Origin of the sequence: Blastococcus haudaquaticus, assembly GCF_900230285.1 — a bacterium.
Taxonomy (GTDB): domain Bacteria; phylum Actinomycetota; class Actinomycetes; order Mycobacteriales; family Geodermatophilaceae; genus Blastococcus_B; species Blastococcus_B haudaquaticus.
Genome location: NZ_OCNK01000002.1, coordinates 134,615 through 148,891 on the forward strand (window position 1 = coordinate 134,615; position 14,277 = coordinate 148,891).

The 14,277-nt window shown below is 72.2% G+C and carries 13 protein-coding genes and 1 riboswitch; of the genes, 2 read left to right on the forward strand and 11 right to left on the reverse strand.

Going from position 1 to position 14,277, the window contains the following annotated elements; all coding sequences use genetic code 11:
• Nucleotides 1-29 precede the first annotated feature (29 nt).
• The 3 genes from CRP30_RS07270 to metH form a co-directional block, all read right to left on the reverse strand.
• On the reverse strand, nucleotides 30-1,007 hold the full coding sequence (locus CRP30_RS07270) for an NAD-dependent epimerase/dehydratase family protein (RefSeq protein WP_097183307.1): 978 nt from the start codon (nucleotides 1,005-1,007) through the stop codon (nucleotides 30-32).
• A 58-nt stretch (nucleotides 1,008-1,065) separates the two neighbouring features.
• Nucleotides 1,066-1,980: a VldE C-terminal domain-containing protein gene (locus tag CRP30_RS07275; RefSeq protein WP_235003248.1), complete on the reverse strand. Its 915-nt coding sequence runs from the start codon at nucleotides 1,978-1,980 to the stop codon at nucleotides 1,066-1,068.
• Nucleotides 1,981-2,006: 26 nt separating this feature from the next.
• A riboswitch (cyclic di-AMP (ydaO/yuaA leader) is annotated at nucleotides 2,007-2,159 on the reverse strand.
• 179 nt (nucleotides 2,160-2,338) lie between these two features.
• Nucleotides 2,339-6,139 (reverse strand): methionine synthase, encoded by a 3,801-nt coding sequence (metH, locus tag CRP30_RS07280; protein ID WP_097183308.1) that lies wholly within the window; start codon nucleotides 6,137-6,139, stop codon nucleotides 2,339-2,341.
• Nucleotides 6,140-6,346: 207 nt separating this feature from the next.
• Here metH and CRP30_RS07285 point away from each other — a divergent pair, with 207 nt between their 5' ends.
• Complete coding sequence (locus CRP30_RS07285; RefSeq protein ID WP_097183309.1) at nucleotides 6,347-7,210, forward strand: PAC2 family protein; 864 nt, start codon at nucleotides 6,347-6,349, stop codon at nucleotides 7,208-7,210.
• A 112-nt stretch (nucleotides 7,211-7,322) separates the two neighbouring features.
• Here CRP30_RS07285 and CRP30_RS07290 read toward each other — a convergent pair whose 3' ends face one another.
• Complete coding sequence (locus tag CRP30_RS07290; protein ID WP_097183310.1) at nucleotides 7,323-8,363, reverse strand: HD domain-containing protein; 1,041 nt, start codon at nucleotides 8,361-8,363, stop codon at nucleotides 7,323-7,325.
• On the reverse strand, nucleotides 8,360-9,613 hold the full coding sequence (mshC, locus tag CRP30_RS07295; RefSeq protein WP_097183311.1) for a cysteine--1-D-myo-inosityl 2-amino-2-deoxy-alpha-D-glucopyranoside ligase: 1,254 nt from the start codon (nucleotides 9,611-9,613) through the stop codon (nucleotides 8,360-8,362). Before mshC ends, CRP30_RS07290 begins: the two co-directional genes overlap by 4 nt.
• Nucleotides 9,614-9,723: 110 nt before the next feature.
• Between mshC and CRP30_RS07300 the strand changes: the two genes are divergently transcribed.
• Nucleotides 9,724-10,440, forward strand: coding sequence for a maleylpyruvate isomerase family mycothiol-dependent enzyme (locus CRP30_RS07300; protein ID WP_097183312.1), 717 nt, complete (start codon nucleotides 9,724-9,726; stop codon nucleotides 10,438-10,440).
• A gap of 1 nt (nucleotide 10,441) precedes the next feature.
• Here CRP30_RS07300 and CRP30_RS07305 read toward each other — a convergent pair whose 3' ends face one another.
• From CRP30_RS07305 to CRP30_RS07330, 6 genes are all read right to left on the reverse strand, one after another.
• Nucleotides 10,442-10,888, reverse strand: coding sequence for an SRPBCC domain-containing protein (locus CRP30_RS07305; RefSeq protein ID WP_097183313.1), 447 nt, complete (start codon nucleotides 10,886-10,888; stop codon nucleotides 10,442-10,444).
• The gene (locus tag CRP30_RS07310; RefSeq protein WP_097183314.1) at nucleotides 10,885-11,271 is read right to left on the reverse strand and encodes a VOC family protein; all 387 of its coding nucleotides are present in this window, start codon (nucleotides 11,269-11,271) and stop codon (nucleotides 10,885-10,887) included. The genes CRP30_RS07305 and CRP30_RS07310 overlap by 4 nt, the downstream gene beginning before the upstream one ends.
• A 91-nt stretch (nucleotides 11,272-11,362) precedes the next feature.
• Entirely contained in the window at nucleotides 11,363-12,112 is a 750-nt protein-coding gene (locus CRP30_RS07315) for an SCO1664 family protein (protein ID WP_097183315.1), read from the reverse strand.
• Between the two features lie 13 nt (nucleotides 12,113-12,125).
• On the reverse strand, nucleotides 12,126-12,677 hold the full coding sequence (locus tag CRP30_RS07320; protein ID WP_097183316.1) for a DUF3090 family protein: 552 nt from the start codon (nucleotides 12,675-12,677) through the stop codon (nucleotides 12,126-12,128).
• Nucleotides 12,678-12,727: 50 nt separating this feature from the next.
• Nucleotides 12,728-13,426, reverse strand: a complete 699-nt coding sequence (locus tag CRP30_RS07325) for a histidine phosphatase family protein (RefSeq protein WP_097183317.1) — start codon at nucleotides 13,424-13,426, stop codon at nucleotides 12,728-12,730.
• Between the two features lie 10 nt (nucleotides 13,427-13,436).
• On the reverse strand, nucleotides 13,437-14,267 hold the full coding sequence (locus CRP30_RS07330; RefSeq protein ID WP_097183318.1) for an undecaprenyl-diphosphate phosphatase: 831 nt from the start codon (nucleotides 14,265-14,267) through the stop codon (nucleotides 13,437-13,439).
• Nucleotides 14,268-14,277 lie beyond the last annotated feature (10 nt).

Genomic DNA, 14,277 nt, shown 5'->3' on the forward strand with positions numbered 1-14,277 from the left:
ACAGTAGGCAGCCGTGTCGGCCCGATCCGTCAGCGCGTGGTGTACGGGCCCGTCGGCTCCGGGTGGTAGCCCTTGGCTCCGACGCTGCGGGCGAGCGCGCTGCGGGGCTCCTCCCCCGCCGCGAGCAGGTCCAGCGCGTGGCGGAAGTCGTACCGGGGCGTCCAGCCCAGGTCGCGCCGCGCCCGGGCGTTGTCGTAGACCCGGTCGATGCCCGGGAACATCCGCCAGCCGAGCCGGCCGTAGACCTCGGCCTGGTCGGGGAACAGCCGCTCGACGACGGCCGGCGCGTCCGTGCGGAGCTCCGGCAGGTCGTCGGGCGTGAACGGCGTCGTCGCGCTGACGACGTACCGGCCGAACCCGATCGCCGCTGCCCGGTGCACCGCCGCCAGGTGCGCCTCGACGACGTCCGCGAGGTCGACGCGGCGGTACAGCAGCTCGTTCACCTTGGCGTTCCCGTCGGCATACCCGGAGCGGACCTGCTCGCTGTCGTCGGCCTCGGGGAAGAAGCGGGACGTCCGCAGGACCACGCACGGCAGCCCGTGATCGCGCGCCACCAGCTCGCACAGGTCCTCAGCGGCCACCTTCGTCGCGCCGTAGATGTTCCTGGGTCGCGGCACGACGTCCTCGGTGATCCAGGCCGCGGGAGCGCCCTCCCCGGGCGTCAGCGCCCGGCCGAAGGCGCTGGTGGTGCTGGTCTGGACGAACGCACCGACATCGGCGGCGACGGCCTCCTCGAGGAGGGCCAGCGTGCCGGTCACGTTGGTGTCCACGAACTCCTGGCGGGAGTGCGACCCGACGTGCGGCTTGTGCAGCGTGGCGGTGTGCAGCACGGCGTCGGCACCGGCGAGAGCCGAGCGGACCGCCCCACGGTCGGTGATCGACGCGACCACGTCGGTGTGCGGAGAGGCCAGCCGGTCGAGCCCCACCGTCTCGTGGCCGACGTCGCGCAGGGTGCGCACCAGCGCCTCGCCGAGATGTCCGGCGCTGCCGGTGACCAGCAGGCGCACGGTCGCTCTCCCCACGACGATCGGGCGGGCGCCCCGGCCGGGCGCCCGCCCGACCAGGTCAGCGGTAGTTCACGTGGACGTGGTCCATGTGGTTCGCCGTGGGGCTGCCCCGGTTCTCCATCATCTTCCAGGACCCGCCCGGCGAGCTCAGCATCCGCTGCTGCCAGATGATGTACTCCACGCCCAGCTCGTCCCAGTGGGCGATGTGGTACTCGGCGATCGCGTCGCCCAGCGACGGGCTGCACATGTAGTCCAGCGCGAGGCCGGAGGGGTGCCCGCCCGGGTCGGCCGCGCTGGCGCGGGTGCCGCCGATGGTGATCCCGTCCGCGCCGGGCACGTTCGAGACGACCTTGTTGGCGGCTTCCTGCGCCTGCGGCCGAACCGGCCCGGAGCTGTTGCTGATCTTGGCGATCACGCTGACCGCCGTCGCCGCAGCAGCGGTGGCTGCCTCTTCGGCGGCCGCTGCCTCGGCCTGGGCCGCGGCCTCGGCCTGCGCCGCCGCCTCGGCAGCTGCGGCGGCCTCGGCCGCGAGCCGGGCCTCCTCCGCGGCCTTCGCCTCGGCGGCGGCCTGCTCGGCCTGCGCCTGCGAGGCGGCGGCAGCGGCCTGCTCGCCGTCGCGCTGGGCCCTGCTGGCGGCCAGTTGCTCGAGCACCGCGGCGTCCTCCGAGGGGGAGACCTCGATGCCGGAGCCGGTGATCCCGAGGGCGTCGGCCACGGCGACCGACGACTGCTCGTCGGCGGTCGCCTGCCGGGGGCCGCCGGTCAGCAGGTTCACCGCGGCCAGGGCGCAGACCATGGAGATGCCGAGCGAGTACGCGATGCGGGAGTGCGGCGCGGAGATCCGACGCCGGCCGTGGGTGCCGTGGGAGGACGTCGTCGCACCGGAACCGTCGTCGTCGCCGACGAGGTCGGTGTGTGCCGGGTCGTTCTGTGCCGGGTCGTTCCGTGCAGCGTGCGTCTGTGCAATGTGCATGTTCAAGGGCGCCCGGGGGCGGCTCTCCGTTCTTCCTCAGCCGCCTACCGAGTTAGCTGACGGGTTCGGGCCGGAAGTTGCCCTACCTGCGGCGAGAGGACGCGCGCAGGATTCACCCCAGAGGAACCGTGGGTCCCCGGTCCGGTCGCAGCTCTCTGCCGCGTCCGGTTCGACGGTGTCCGGCCGAGGTCCTCGGTCGAGGAGCAGGGCTCGGCGGACAGATGACGAAACTACTACGAAGCCACGCGACGCGCCCGAGAAGCTTGCTGAACAGTGGGACGCGCAACAGTCAGGAAGCGCCTATGGCCCCGGTGCAGGGCCTCCGCCGCGAGCGAGTGGTGGGGGGCACCGGGGTCCTTCATTCGTCCTCGGTCCGGTAGCCGAGATTCGGGGAGAGCCACTTCTCCGCCTCGGCCACCGTCCAGCCCTTGCGCGCCGCATAGTCCTCGACCTGGTCGCGGCCGAGGCGCCCGAGGACGAAGTACCGCGACTCGGGGTGCGAGAAGTACAGCCCGCTGACCGCCGCTCCGGGCCACATGGCCATGCTCTCGGTCAGCTGGATCCCGGCGTTGGCCTCGACGTCCAGCAGTTCCCAGATCGTCTGCTTCTCGGTGTGCTCGGGGCAGGCCGGGTAGCCCGGGGCCGGGCGGATGCCGTGGTACTTCTCGGCGATGAGCCCGCCGGCATCGAGGTGCTCGTCGGGTGCGTAGGCCCAGAACTCCTTGCGCACGCGCTCGTGCAGGCGCTCGGCGAACGCCTCCGCCAGCCGGTCGGCCAGCGACTCCAGCAGGATGGCGCTGTAGTCGTCGTTCGCCTTCTTGAACGCCATCACCCGCTCGGTCGACCCCAGCCCGGCCGTCACCGCGAACGCCCCGACGTAGTCGCGCAGACCCGTCGTCCTGGGCGCCACGTAGTCGGCCAGCGACTTGCGCGGCGAGCCGTCCCGACCCTCCGTCTGCTGCCGCAACTGGTGCAGCGTCGTGCGGACGGCGGAGCGCGACTCGTCGGTGTAGACCTCGATGTCGTCGCCGTCGACCTGGTTGGCCGGGAACAGCCCGAAGACGCCGTTCGCGGTCAGCCACTTCTCCGCGGTGATCTGGTCGAGCATCACCTGGGCGTCCTTGTAGAGCCGGCGGGCCGCCTCACCGGTGGTGGGGTTGTGCAGGATGTCGGGGAACCGGCCCCGCATCTCCCAGGCGTTGAAGAACGGCTGCCAGTCGATGTAGCCGCGCAACTCCTCCAGGGAGTAGTCGGTGAACGTCCGCACGAACTGCGTCGCCGCGTGGTGCACGTGGTCGCAGGCAGGGCCGGTGCACACGTCCATCGCCTGCTGGAGCAGCATCCGCGGCCGCGGCGGTGAGTAGCTGCTCCAGTCGATGGGCGTGGCCGCGGCGCGGGCGGCGGCTATCGGGAGCATGGTCCGGCTGTCCTGACGGGCGGCGTGCCGCTCCCGCAGCGCCTCGTACTCGGTCGCGGTCTCGGCGAGCAGCGCGGGCCGCTGTTCGTCCGAGAGCAGCGCCGCGACGACCGGCACCGAGCGCGAGGCGTCCTTCACCCACACGACCGGCCCGTGGTACTTCTGCGCGATCTTGACCGCGGTGTGCGCGCGGGAGGTGGTGGCCCCGCCGATGAGCAGCGGGATGTCGAAGCCCTGCCGCTCCATCTCCGACGCCAGGGTGACCATCTCGTCCAGCGACGGCGTGATCAGCCCGGACAGGCCGATGATGTCGGCCCCTTCCTGCTTGGCCGCATCCAGGATCTTCTGCGGTGGCACCATCACACCGAGGTCGACGACGTCGTAGTTGTTGCACTGGAGGACGACGCCGACGATGTTCTTGCCGATGTCGTGGACGTCGCCCTTCGCCGTCGCCATGACGACCTTGCCGTTGGTGCGCTCGGCGTCACCGGGCTGCTTCTCCGCCTCGATGAACGGGATCAGGTAGGCGACGGCCTTCTTCATCACCCGCGCGGACTTGACCACCTGCGGCAGGAACATCTTCCCCGCGCCGAACAGGTCGCCGACGACGTTCATGCCGTCCATCAGCGGGCCCTCGATCACCTCGATCGGCCGGCCGCCCCGCTCGCTGATGAGCGCCCGCAGCTCCTCGGTGTCGTCCTCGACGAAGGCGTCGATGCCCTTCACCAGGGCGTGGGTGATGCGCTCCCCCGGCGGCAGCGACCGCCACTCCTCGGTGGCGACCTCCTTGACCGAGCCGTCACCGGCGAAGTCGCCGGCGATCTCCAGCAGCCGCTCGGTGCTGTCGGGCCGGCGGTTGAGGATGACGTCCTCGATGCGCTCGCGCAGCAGCTCCGGCACCTCGCTGTAGACCTCGAGCTGGCCGGCGTTGACGATCGCCATGTCCAGTCCGGCCGCGATCGCGTGGTACAGGAAGACCGAGTGGATGGCCTCGCGCACCGGGTTGTTCCCGCGGAAGGAGAACGACACGTTCGAGACGCCGCCGGAGACGAGCGCGCCGGGCAGGTTCTGCTTGATCCAGCGGGTGGCCTCGATGAAGTCCAGCCCGTAGTTCGCGTGCTCCTCGATGCCGGTCGCGACGGCGAAGATGTTCGGGTCGAAGATGATGTCCTCGGCCGGGAAGCCGACCTGCTCCGTGAGGATGTCGTAGGCGCGCCGGCAGATCTGCGTGCGCCGCTCCAGGTTGTCCCCCTGGCCGTCCTCGTCGAAGGCCATCACGACGACCGCCGCGCCGTACTTGCGGCACAGCCGGGCGTGCTCGACGAACTCCGCCTCGCCGTTCTTCAGCGAGATCGAGTTGACGATCGCCTTGCCCTGGACGTTCTTCAGGCCCGCCTCGATCACGTCCCACTTCGACGAGTCGATCATCGTCGGCACCCGGCAGATGTCGGGCTCGCTCGCGATCAGCTTGGTGAAGCGATCCATCGCGGCGACGCCGTCGATCATCCCCTCGTCCATGTTGATGTCGATGACCTGTGCCCCGGCCTCGACCTGCTGCCGCGCCACCGCGAGCGCCGCCGTGTAGTCGCCGGCCTTGATGAGGTTGCGGAAGCGGGCCGAGCCGGTGATGTTCGTGCGCTCGCCGACGTTGACGAAGAGGCTGTCCTCGGTGACCGTCACCGGCTCGAGGCCGGACAGCCGGAGCGCCGGCGCCGTCTCGACGGGGGTCCTGGGCGCCCCGCCGTCGACCACCCGGGCGATCGCGCCGATGTGGGCCGGGGTCGTGCCGCAGCAGCCGCCCACGAGGTTGACGAAGCCGCTCTGGGCGAACTCGGCGAGGATCCCGGCGGTCTCCTCCGGCGATTCGTCGTACTCGCCGAAGGCGTTGGGCAGCCCGGCGTTCGGGTAGCAGGAGACGAACGTGTCGGCGATGCGGGACAGCTCGGCCAGGTAGGGCCGCATCTCCTTGGCGCCCAGCGCGCAGTTCAGCCCGACCAGGAGGGGCTCGACGTGCCGCACGGAGTGCCAGAACGCCTCGGTGACCTGCCCCGACAGGGTGCGGCCGGAGGCGTCGGTGATCGTGCCCGACACCATGACCGGCCAGCGCCGCCCGCGCTGCTCGAACAGCGTCTCCAGGGCGAAGATCGCCGCCTTGGCGTTGAGGGTGTCGAAGATCGTCTCGACGAGCAGCACGTCCGACCCGCCGTCGACGAGCCCGTTCGCCTGCTCGAGGTAGGCCTCGACCAGCTCGTCGAAGGTGACGTTGCGCGCGCCGGGGTCGTTCACGTCGGGTGAGATGGACGCCGTCCGGCTGGTCGGGCCGATCGCCCCGACGACGAAGCGTGGCTTCTCGGGGGTGCGCGCGGTCATCGCGTCGCACTCCTGCCTCGCCAGGCGCGCGGAGGCCACGTTGAGCTCGTAGGCGAGCTCCTGCATGCCGTAGTCCGACAGCGAGATCGTGGTGGCGTTGAACGTGTTGGTCTCGATGAGGTCCGCCCCGGCCTCGAGGTACTCGCGGTGGATCGAGGTGATGATGTCGGGCGCGGTGATGCTCAGCAGGTCGTTGTTGCCCTGCACGTCGCTCGGCCAGTCGGCGAACCGCTCGCCCCGGTAGCCGGCCTCGTCGGGACGGTTCCGCTGGATCGCGGTGCCCATGGCGCCGTCGAGCACGAGGATGCGCTGCCGGAGCAGCGCGGTCAGCTCAGCGGTGGCGTCCGGGCGGAGGATGGGATTCTCGGACACAGGTGATCCCCAGTGGCGCTTGGCTGTGGGTCTGCGGGCTCTGGATGTGGAGCTCCGGCACCCCGGCGGGCTGGCCCAGGCTTGGGCGCTCCCGATGTCGCGGACATTCTGTCACCCGCGCGCCCGCGTGGCGGGAGGCGAGCCCGCAGTCACCCGCGAGAGTCGTCCCGCGGGGCGGGGCGCCGGCATCGACGTAGGCTGATACGGGTGACCGACCCGAAGTCGCCCGCAGACGATCTGCCCCAGTTGACCGACCCGCTCGTGGTCGTGGCGTTCGAGGGCTGGAACGACGCCGGGGACGCCGCGACCGGCGCCGTGGAGCACCTCGAGCTGATCTGGGACGCCAAGCCGCTGGCCGCGCTGGACCCCGAGGACTACTACGACTTCCAGGTGAACCGCCCGACGGTCTCCCTCGTCGGCGGGGTGAGCCGCCGGATCGAATGGCCGACGACGCGGATCTCGGTGGCCCGGCCGCCCGGCAGCGAGCGGGACGTCGTCCTCATCCGCGGCATCGAGCCGAACATGCGCTGGCGCGGCTTCTGCGAGGAGCTCCTCGCCATCCTGACCGAGCTGGACGTCTCGATCGTGGTGGCGCTGGGCGCGCTGCTCGCCGACACGCCGCACACCCGGCCCACGCCGGTCACCGGCTCCGCCTACGACGCCGAGTCGGCCCGGAACTTCGGCCTGGAGACCTCCGGCTACGAGGGGCCCACCGGCATCCTCGGCGTCTTCCAGGACGCCTGCGTGCAGGCCGGACTCCCGGCCATCAGCTTCTGGGCGGCCGTGCCGCACTACGTCTCCCAGCCTCCGTCGCCGCGGGCGACGGTGGCGCTGCTGCAGCGCGTCGAGGAGGTCCTCGAGCTCACCGTGCCGCTGGGTGCTCTGCCGCAGCAGGCCGAGGACTGGGTGAAGACCGTCGACGAGATGGCCAACGAGGACGACGAGGTCGTCGAGTACGTGCGCTCACTCGAGGAGCGGGCAACCGAGGTCGACCTGTCGCAGGCCAACGGCGACTCGATCGCCAAGGAGTTCGAGCGCTACCTCCGCCGCCGCGGCGCCTCCGGAGGCTGAGCACCCTGCGACGCTCTGCGACGCACCGCGGCCACGTGCCGTCCCCTGCCGCGTTGAGCCGCTGCGTCGTTCGATCGCGGAGACCCTCCGGGCCCCCACTCCTCACGACAGATCAACCCAACAGCGGCGTCATCTGCGACGTGGCGTCGGCGTCGAAGAGCCGGTCGTGCATGGCCAGCGCGAAGCGGTCGGTCATCCCCGACACGTAGTCGACGACCTGGGTGACCGCATCGGCCTCGCTGTCCCGGTAGGACGCGGGGATCAGCTCCGGATGTGCCAGGTGGTGGTCGACCAGCCGGCGGATCACGTCGATGGCGACGTGCTTCTGGCCCGCCGCGGTCTCCGAGGCGTACACGCGCTCGAACATGAACGCCCGCAGCTCGTGCATCGCCACGAGGGGACCAGGCGCCATCACCACGGCGCCGGCCGTGTTCTCCGGCGACAGCGATCCCTCGACGACGGCGGCGATCATCCTGCCCACCATCTCGCTGCCCGGTGCGCCGAAGGCGTCACGGGCACCGACCGGCAGGTCTCCCAGCTCGATCACGCCGGCCCGGATCGCGTCCAGCGCATCGTGGGACAAGTAGCCGATCCGGTCCGCGTAGCGGACGCACTCACCCTCCCGCGTCGACGGCGGCGGGTCGATCTTCCAGCTGTGCGACCGGACCCCGTCGCGCACCTCCCAGGTCAGGTTGAGGTGCTCGAGCACCTCCACGATCCGCACGCCCTGGGCGGCGTGGTGCCAGCCGCCGGGTACGTAGGGCTCCAGCGCGTCCTCGCCCAGGTGCCCGAAGGGCGAGTGGCCGACGTCGTGCGCCAGCGCGATCGCCTCGGCGAGCGTCTCGTTGAGGCCCAGCGCCCGGGCCAGCGAGCGCGCGACCTGGGTGACCTGGAGGGTGTGGGTGAGCCGGGTGACGAAGTGGTCGCCGTCGGGATTCAGGAAGACCTGGGTCTTGTGCTTGAGCCGGCGGAAGGCCTTGGCGTGCAGGATCCGGTCCCGGTCCCGCTCGAACGCGGTGCGCAACGGGTCCTCGGGTTCGGGCCGGACGCGGCCCCGGCTGGCGACAGCGCGGGTGGCCGCCGGGGCCAGCTGGTCCTCCGCAGCTTCCCGTGCCGCCCGGTCGGTGAACCGGAAGGGACCGGGTGTGCTCATCCGCAGTCGCCTAGTGCCACACCGAGCAGGGCGTCGATCGCGTCGCACACGATCCGCGGCGACTCCTCCTCGACGTCGTCCCCGCCGGTCAGGGTGCGGTGCGCCCAGGCGTCGACGAGCGCGATCGCGCCCGGGCTGTCGAGGTCGTCGGTGAGACGCTCGCGCATGCCGAGCAAGAGCGGAGCGGCGGGAGCACCGGCGTCGAGCGCGACGGCCCGGCGCCACGTGGCGAGCCGTTCCTCCGCGGTCGCGAGGAGGTCCGCCGTCCAGGCACGGTCGGTGCGGTAGTGACCGGACAGCAGGGCCAGCCGGATCGCCATCGGGTCGACGCCCTCGCCCCGCAGCTTGGAGACGAAGACCAGGTTGCCCCGGCTCTTGCTCATCTTCTCGCCGTCGAGCCCGATCATCGCCGCGTGCACGTAGGCGCGGGCGAACGGCTTGGTCGCCGTCAGGGCCTCGGCGTGGACCGCGGAGTACTCGTGGTGCGGGAAGACCAGGTCGCTGCCGCCGCCCTGCACGTCGAAGCCCATGCCGATGGTGTCCAGCGCGATCGTGGCGCACTCGATGTGCCAGCCCGGCCGGCCCGCCGTGCCGGGTGGACCGGGCCAGGACGGCTCGCCGGGGCGCTCCCCGCGCCACAGCATCGGGTCCAGCGGCTGGCGCTTCCCCGGGCGGTCGGGATCTCCCCCGCGCTCGGCGAAGAAGCCCAGCATCGTCGTCTCGTCGTACCGGGACTCCCCGCCGAAGCCGGGCGCCTGGGCGACGTCGTGGTAGATGTCGCCGGTGCCGTCGTCCAGCACGTAGGCCAGCCCCTCGGCCAGCAGGTCCTCGACGTGGGCGACGATGCGCGGGATGGACTCGACCGCGCCGACGTAGTCCTCGGGGGGCAGCACGCGCAGCGCGGTCATGTCCTCGCGGAACAGGGCCGTCTCGCGCATGGCCAGGACGACCCAGTCCTCGTTGTCGCGGGCGGCACGCTCGAGCAGCGGGTCGTCGATGTCGGTGACGTTCTGGACGTAGTGGACCGCGTGGCCGGCGTCGCGCCAGACCCGGTTGACGAGGTCGAACGCCAGGTAGGTGGCGGCGTGCCCGAGGTGGGTGGCGTCGTAGGGCGTGATGCCGCAGACGTACATCCGGGCGGTGGGACCTGGGCTGGTGGACACCACCTCGCCGCGGGCGGTGTCGTGGACCTTGAGCGCGGGCCCGGTCCCGGGCAGAGTCGGCAGGAGCGGAGCGGGCCAGGAGAGCACGGGGCGAGCCTAGTTCGGGGCGCCGACCATCTTTCGCCGCGCATCGCGAGCGCCCCGTTCGCTGCCCCGCTCCCCTAGCGTTCCGGGCGGCGGCGCCACGAGGAGGATGCATGCAGCTGGACGAGTACCTGCCGGTGCTGGAGAAGACCAACGCGCGCTTCACCGCCGCTGCCGCCGAGTCCGTGCTCGCGCACGGCTGGCAGGCCCCGGTCCCCGGGTGCCCCGGCTGGCGGCTCGCCGACCTCGTCTGGCACCTGTCCGAGGTCCAGCACTTCTGGTCCTGGGTGGTGCGCACGCGGGCCCCCGACCCGGGCACCTACGTGGAGCCCGCGCGCCGGCCGGACGACGAGCTGCTCGGGTTCATCGCCGCGCAGAACGCGGAGCTGGAGACGGTCCTCGCCGGTGCCGACCCCGCCCAGCGGGTGTGGACGTGGGCGCCGCAGCAGGACGTCGCCTTCGTGCTCCGCCGGCAGGTGCAGGAGGCCACCGTGCACACCGTGGACGTCGAGCAGGTGCTCGGTGACGTGCGGCCCATCCCGGCCGACGTCGGCCTCGACGGGCTGGACGAGTGGCTGGAGGTGATGGTCCCCGGCGCCCTGCCGGGCGGTCCTCCCCCGGACGCGCACCCGGTCGTCTTCCACGCCGTCGACGCGGACGCCGAGCGCACGCTGTTCCCCGGCACGCGACCGTTCCCGATCGCCGCGCTCACCGGCACGGCCGGCGACCTCCTGCTGGCGGCCTGGCGGCGGGTTCCGCTGGAGGTGCTCACCGTCGACGGGGACGGGCTGCAGGCCGCCGCGATGATCGGCCTCGTGGAGCTGGAGTAGCTCAGGCCGCCAGGAGGGCGGCGAGCCGGTCGAGCGCCATCCGCCAGCCCAGCGCGTTGTCCTCCGGTGCGATGGCGGCGGGGACGCCCTCGTGGACGGCCAGCAGCTCGGTGCCGCCGTCGTGGTCGCGCAACGTGACCGTGAGGGTCATCGGCCCGGCCAACGCGGGGTCGGTGGTGTCGAATTCATCGACCTCGACCACCAACTCGTCGCGGACCAGCCGGGTGAAGCGGGCCGTGTAGGCGTCGCTGTGCGCGGTGGTCTTGCCCTGCGCATCCGGAGCGTCGTACCTCAGCGTGACGCGGAACGCGCCGTGCTCCTGTGGCTCGACGACGCTGGTCATGCCGTCGGGGAACCGCCACCGGGCGAGCAGCGCCGGATCGGTGAGCGCCCGGTACACCGCGGCCCGCGGCGCCCGCAGCCGAGCGCTCACCCGGGTGGTGCTCACGGCCAGCTCACCGCGTAACGCTCGAAGGCCTCACCGGTCTGGATGCCGACGACGCAGAACACGAGCCCGGCGGGGTCGAGCATCTGCCAGAACGAGCCCATGTCCCGGTGCCGCGTCGCCCCGAGCGCTTCCAGGCGGGCGACCTCGGCGGGGATGTCGTCGGTCTCGATGTCGACGTGCCAGCGCGGCTGCGTCCCCTCGCCGGTGCGCTGGATCTCGACGTGCCAGCCGTCGGCGAAGGAGCCGAGCGACGCCCAGTCCTCGTCGGTGTGGTCGGGTTCGGCGGGGTGTCCGGTGGCCCCGGCCCAGAAGTCGGTGCCGGCGACGTGGTGCTCCGGCGGCAGGTCCAGCAACAGGATCGACAGGCGGCTGCGATGCGGCATGGATCGCATCCTGGACCGCGGCACCGACGAGATCTGCACACTCGCCCGCTCCAGGGCGCTGATGGCGGCGAGTGTGCAGATCTCGTCGGGCTCAGAAGGGCGGCCAGGGCAGGGCGGGCCACTCGCCGCTGGGCTCGGGGTGCCGGCCGGAGCGCAGCAGCTCCGCGACCCGCCGCTGGGTGGCGCGCACCTCGGTGCGGGTCAGGTGCTCGTGCAGCTCCTCGCCCAGGTCTCCCCGCAGCTCCTCGCCGAGGCGCTCCAGTACCGCCATGGCCTCCTCGGTCAGCCGCTTGGTGGCCCACCGCCACAGCAGGGTGCGCAGCTTGGGGTCGACGGAGAAGCAGATGCCGTGGTCGACGCCGTAGACGTGGCCGTCCGGCATCGGGATGATGTGCCCGCCCTTGCGGTCGGCGTTGTTCACCACCGCGTCGAAGACGGCCATGCGGCGCAGTGCGGGGTCGTCACGCCGCACGAACGCCGCCAGGTCGACGTCCTCGTCGCCGTCGATCCACAGCTGCACCATCCCGGGCCCGAACGGCCCGTCGCGCAGCACCGTGGGCGGGACCACCCGCCAGCCGGTCGCCTCCGACACCAGGTACGCGGAGATCTCCCGGCCGGCGAGCGTGCCGTCGGGGAAGTCCCAGAGCGGCCGCTCGCCCGCCACGGGCTTGTAGACGCACTCTCCCACCAGCTCGCCGGTGCGGATGGTGCCGACCAGCGTCACGTTCGACGCGTCCAGCATCCGGCCCTCGAGGTCGATGACGCCGTCGCGCAGCAGCTGCCGCGCCTCGTCGTCGTCCGCCGGGGGCCGCAGGTCCGGCTCGACCGGTTGCTCGCTCATGGGGAGCCGCCGGTCAGCGGCGGTAGCCGTTCTGCCGAGGGCAGACGTGCCCGGCCGGGTCCAGCGGGAGGGAGCACAGCGGGCACGGGGGCCGGCCGGCGGCGATGACGCGCCGCGCGCGGGCGACGAACGCACGGGCGGCGACCGGGGTGATGGTCACGCGCAGGGCGTCGGGACCCTCGTCGCTGTCGGAGAGGATGGCCTCCTCGTCGATGGGCTCCTCCCCCGCGGCGACGGCCTCCACGACCACCGCCTCGGCCGAGCCGTCCCAGGCCAGCCCCATGGCGGCGACCCGGAACTCCTCGTCGACGGGAGCGGTGAGCGGCTCGAGGTCGTCGACCTCGGCCGCTTCGGGGATCACCGTGCTCGCGCGGCCGGCGACCTCGTCCAGCAGCTCGTTCATGCGGTCGGCGAGGACCTGCACCTGGTTCTTCTCCAGGGCGACGCTGACCGTGCGACCGGTCTCGTCGGAGGCCTGCAGGTAGAAGGTGCGGTCGCCGGGCTGGCCCACGGTGCCGGCGACGAAACGGCTCGGACGCTCGAAGAGATGGACCTGACGGGGCACGCGACCAGGTTACGCGGGCCGGGTGACGGCCGGCCGCGACGACACCGAGGTCAGACCGTCGTGCCTGCGCCGCCCCCGACGACTGCGTCCGAGGACGCCTTGCCGCGGCGCCGCTTGCGGGGCGGCGGGATGAGCGCGGAGACGTCGCCGCCGGTGTCGTTCATCCGCACGACGAAGGGACGCGTGTCGGTGTACGTGACGACCGAGATCGAGGCCGGGTCGACGACGATGCGCTGGAACTGGTCGAGGTGCAGGCCGAGCGCGTCGGCCAGGATCGCCTTGATCACATCGCCGTGGCTGCAGGCCAGCCAGACGGCGTCGGGGCCCAGCCGGGCGTTCCAGCTGCGGATCGCCGACACGGCGCGGGCCTGGGTCTGGGCCAGCCCCTCCCCCTCCGGTCCCGGGAAGACGGCGGCCGAGGGGTGCTGCTGGACGACCTTCCAGAGCGGTTCCTTGGCCAGCTCCTTGATCGTCCGGCCGGTCCAGTCGCCGTAGCGCGCCTCGCCGAGCCGGTCGTCGGGCTCGACGGTGAGGTCGCGCCCCGCGACCACGGCCGCCGAGGTCTGCCGGCAGCGCTCCAGCGGGCTGCTCACGACGGCGGCGAGCGGCACCTTCGCCAGCCGCTCCGCCGCCGCGGTGACCTGAGCCGTGCCCGTCTCGTCGAGCTGCACACCCGGGGTCCAGCCGGCCAGGACGCCACCGGTGTTGGCCGTCGTCCGGCCGTGCCGGAGCAGGATCACGGTGGTCACAGGCAGGAGCCTAGGTCGGGTCGAGCACCCCGGCGCCGACCAGGGCGAGGACGGTCAGCCCGAGCACGATCCGGTAGACGACGAACGGGGTGAAGCTGCCCCGGTCCAGGTAGCGCAGCAGCCAGGCGATGACCGTGAGGCCGACAGCGAACCCGATGACCGTGGCCAGGATCGTCGGCCCCCAGGCGACGCCCTGGCCGGCGACGTCGCCGGTGAGCGCCTCGTACGCCTGGAAGACGCCGGAGCCCAGGACGGCGGGGATGGCGAGCAGGAACGAGTAGCGGGCCGCCGCCGCCCGGGAGTAGCCGAGGAAGAGCCCGGCGGTGATCGTCCCGCCGGAGCGCGAGACGCCGGGGATCAGCGCCATCGCCTGCGCGAACCCGAAGCCGATGCCGTGCGGGACGGTGAGGTCGGCGAGCTCCCGCTGCTTCGCCCCGACCCGGTCGGCCCAGAACAGGATCAGCGAGAACAGGACGAGGCAGATCGCCACGATCCGCAGGTCGCGCAGCGTCGTCTCGATGTCGTCCTGGAAGAGCAGCCCGAGGACGACGATCGGGATGCTGCCGACGATGATCAGCCAGCCCATCCGGGCGTCGGGGTCGCCCTTCCGCCGGCCGGCCAGCGATCCCAGCCAGGCGACGATGATCCGCCCGATGTCCTTCCGGAAGTACAGGAGGACCGCGGCCTCGGTGCCGATCTGGATGATCGCGGTGAAGGCGGCGCCGGGGTCCTCCCAGCCGAACAGCTCGCCGACCAGGCGCAGGTGGGCGCTGGAGGAGATCGGCAGGAACTCGGTCAGCCCCTGCACCACGCCCAGGACCACGGCCTCGATCCAGCTCATCGGCGTGTCC